Origin of the sequence: Paenibacillus roseus (genome assembly GCF_016424485.1) — a bacterium.
GTDB classification, from domain to species: domain Bacteria; phylum Bacillota; class Bacilli; order Paenibacillales; family Paenibacillaceae; genus Paenibacillus_D; species Paenibacillus_D roseus.
In genome coordinates, this window is record NZ_JAELUP010000111.1 from 1 (window position 1) to 4,062 (window position 4,062).

At 44.7% G+C, this 4,062-nt stretch carries 2 protein-coding genes; both read right to left on the minus strand.

The annotated features are described in order from the left end of the window. Positions 1-242 precede the first annotated feature (242 nt). Complete coding sequence (locus JFN88_RS22410; RefSeq protein WP_199021581.1) at positions 243-647, minus strand: DUF4279 domain-containing protein; 405 nt, start codon at positions 645-647, stop codon at positions 243-245. Positions 648-664: 17 nt separating this feature from the next. After that, positions 665-4,062 (minus strand): RHS repeat-associated core domain-containing protein (locus tag JFN88_RS22415; RefSeq protein WP_233168323.1); only part of this gene is annotated, 3,398 nt, incomplete at its 5' end.

Sequence of the window (4,062 nt, forward strand, 5' to 3'; positions counted from 1 at the left end):
ACAGGTCAATCATGATAGTATCTGACCATAATGAACCTGTTAGATGTAACTCTGATTCGTTAGTTAGGTTATAAAATTAAAGCGTTTACGTGCGTACAATCATATTTAGGGAATTTCATACGGGGGTGATGAAGGATAAGTTCTTTTGGACTGAGCCGCATGATTCATTCGGCACTGGGTGGGGGGGCGTTATCAAAAAAAGAAACCACATGGAGTTGTTACACTCGCATGTGGCAATTTTACTAAGAGTAAATATAATAATCGAAATTTATTGATGCTCCTATTTCACTGGCAAAATGAATCGTATCAACTTCAAGGTAAATTGCAGGCTTATCATTGTTTTCTATTTGAATCACAATCATAAACGAAAAGCTCAGTGAATACATTGCTTTCAGTTGCAACAAGTTTTCTGTTTGAGGTTTAATCTTACTAATAATAGAATTTAACTGATTGTTTATATCAAACGATTCTTCGTAGAGAGTGCCTAGTGTCCAACACGTTTCTTGTCTAGGCCTATTCGTTTTAGACAATTCGCCTTTATGATATACATTTGTAGGCAAGAGATTTAAAGTTTCGGTTATAACGTGAGTTGGAAACTCGTCTCCTAAAATACTGAATTTTGCCGCTACTGTTGTGTTTTCCAGCATACTCATCACCCCTTCAATTATTTAAGAAAGTACCCAGTAGGGGTTGGTTCGCCTACTCCACCTTTTCTCATACCATATATTTGCCCTGATGCTTTGTCGACATATAAATCATAGTGACTAATTTTAGCATTCTCCCCAAACACTTCACGTTTTACTTCGTGAGCATCAATCCCTTTCCTCTTAAGATATTTATCATCAATTTTTTCAACATTAATCCTTATTCCTGGCCCTTTTCTACTTTTTATTCCTAATTTTGTAAAACCTTTTGATAACCCACCACCTGTAAAACTAGTTCCAAACTCGATACCTGCAACAAAGTACTCTAAAGCCATACCGTTTTTGAACACTTCTTGTTTTGCTAAAAAATTCAATTTCTCCTGTGTATTACTCGGCGCATTACGATATATTAAATCACCATAAAAACTCCACTCTAAATAAATTTCTCCAATAGAATAATCAGTGTAATAGTTATAAGATTTTAATGGACCAACAAAGTTTTTACCCATCTTTATTAGGTCACCATGATGCTTGTGGTCAGGACTCCACGTAGATGTTGAACTATTACATGATCCAGGGTGTGACCAGTTACCATCAGCAGACTGACACCATTGACCTGTAGGATCAATATTCGTCAAAGGATTATTATGCACATACGTATACAAATTCAACGTCAGCGGATTCTTGTTATCCCCCTCATACGTATCCTCATTCATAAACCGCCCTACACTCGGATCGTACCATCTGGCCCTCAGGTATTGCAACCCGGTCGTCTCATCCCAGTATTCTCCGCTATACCTAAATAGATTAGGCACGGTTTCACTCGCCGTTATTGGATTGCCCCACATGTCATACGTGTAGCTGTTAAGTACATTGCCAGCCTGGTCGGTTAGCTGCGTGACATCGCCGTGGCCGTTATGGGAATAGTACGCCCGGCTGCCGCTGGCATCCACCCGCGCTACTAATCCGTTTCCTCGCAGGTAGCTCGCTTTGTGCGTGACCACTCCATTCGATACGATCCCTTCCGCTATGATGTCCGCTCCATCATAGTAATAACGGGTGGTTACGCCCGCTTCTGTCCGCTCCGTTAGCAAGCCATCTCCGTTATAACGGTATGTTACCGTTTGGTTGTTTTCCGTTACAACCTCCGTTAACCGATCCCGGTCATCATAAGCGTAGCTCATGTCCGCTATTTTGAGAAGCGTATCACTTGTCAACGTTTTGCGATTCCCGCGCTGATCATAGGTGTAGGTTTCATTAAATTGAGTCGATGTCGCGATCCGGTTTAACGGGTCATAGCCAAAGGTATAGGCGGTACCCCTCTCGGTTTTGCCGATCTGGTTACGGTTTTGGTCATACTGATAGCTCAACGCCTCCAGTGTGTTTCCCGTTTTTGTATGGGTGAGCGACGTCAGATTTCGTTCATCATAGCCATAGCTTGAGCGAATTCCATTACGAAGCTCAGCCGAAGCAACAAGTCCATTTTTCTTGTAGGTGTAAGTTGCATCCCATACGTTGGCCGCAGAGCCTATTGCATCCAATTGATTTCTGGCGTCATAACGATACAAGCTCACGACACCAAACGGATCGGTCATTTTCGTCCGTTTGCCCTGGTTATCGTATTCATACTCGGTTTTACGGTTATCCGGGTACGTGACGGATTGCAGCCAGCCTGAGCCAAATTCATAGCTGTATTGCGTTTTCCCAGTCCCATCTTGCATCCAGAGTCTGCGGCCTGCTGTATCGTAGCCCATCGTAATCGTTTCCTGATTCGTGGTACTGGAGATTTGCCAATTCCGATTGCTGTACGCATACAGACGAGTTTGACCTTTCCGATCGACAATCTTTGTTATATTGCTACTGGCATCATAAAAATAGGTTTCTACACCGCCCGAAGGATCGGTTTTACGAATGACGCGGCCCATCTGGTCGTACTGCTTCGTCATTTGCGTATTGTCCGGATATGTGGTTTCCTTTAGGTTTCCGGCCAGACTGTAGACATAATTGGTTGCATTGGCTTCCGGATCGGTAACAGTTGTGAGCCGCCCTAATATATCGTATGCGAAAGAGCTTGTTAGTCCCTTTGCATCCTTTTGCGTTACCAAATTTCCCGCGTAGTCATACGTATACTGCCCCATGCTCTTGAGTGCGCCCGCAGCATTCAACGCTTCTTGCTTGATCGGACGCCCCAAGATATCTAACGTTTCTTTGGTGATATTGCCTTCCGGATCGGTCGTTTGAACGGTGCGCTCAATATCATTGTAGAGAACGGTGGTGGATGCATTATTAGCTCCTGGGAACTGCGTACTAATGATTCGGTCCCACGCATCATACGCATACGAAGTTCGGTTCCCGGCGGCGTCATCGCTGTAGCTCAACCGTCCATAGGCATCGTAGCCATATGTCGTCATCCCTTTGCCATGGATTCCTTCTTCTATTTTTAACCCTAGCGGGTTCCATTTCACGAGATGATGTACACCGGTCTCGTCTATAACTCTCACTTGATTCCGATAATCATCAAAGAGGACACCGGCTCTGACTTGGTTAGGATACGTTACTTGCGTCATCCGCCCCAGCTTGTCATATTCCATTTGCGTCCTATATCCTCTTCCATCCGTGTAGGACGTCATCTCACCCGTCGACATCTTGTACCGAAAATGCTGTACTACTGGCGTAATCTGATTATCCGCTCCGGTCACCACAATAGCTTGCAGTGTTGGAAAACCGGCCTTGTATAACTCAAAGTCGTATTGGTTGAAAATGGAAACGTCTCGGGTGTCATCCTTGATTGTAATCGTCGTTGGATTCCCGTAGCTGTCATATATATAGCTCGTTTGGGCCTTCAGGGAACCGCTGCTGTTATTTTCCTTCATTTTGACCGTCTTGATGCCGTTCGTGGTCGGATAGCGTTCCAACTCGACAAACAAGCTTTTATTCGATTGAACAGGAACCGTATAACTTTTTAACAGATTTCCTGTATCATACGTATAACTCGTCGTGTTGGTATACGGATCGGTCTCGGTGATCACATTCCCGTACTCATCATAATCTCGGGAGACGATGCTGGCTGTCGATTGCAAGGAACCTTGTTTGGTCTGAGCGGTCACTTTGGTGGGTACCGGCCAGCGTTTCACCCGATTGTATTCCATCGTATCGGTGAACTGCTGGGTGCCACTACTTTTGACCACTTGCGTATTGTAGTAGACTTCCGGCGTATTCTCGTCGATATACACGCGGTCATAGGAAGAGGTCGTCTGGATTCTCCCGTTGTCCACGGTGGTGGAAAACGAACTGTTGGAGGACCGGACCGCCGCTCCGTCACCTGTGTAACTATACGTGACCCGATTGAATTTCGATTCTGAACCATCCGTATAGGTGACCACGTCTTCTCTTGAAGTCGCCCGATAAGCCCGTTCTT

Bases quoted from the DNA above. Each gene is read 5' to 3' on its own strand.
- JFN88_RS22410 (WP_199021581.1), bottom strand. From the start codon at position 647: ATGCTGGAAAACACAACAGTAGCGGCAAAATTCAGTATTTTAGGAGAC.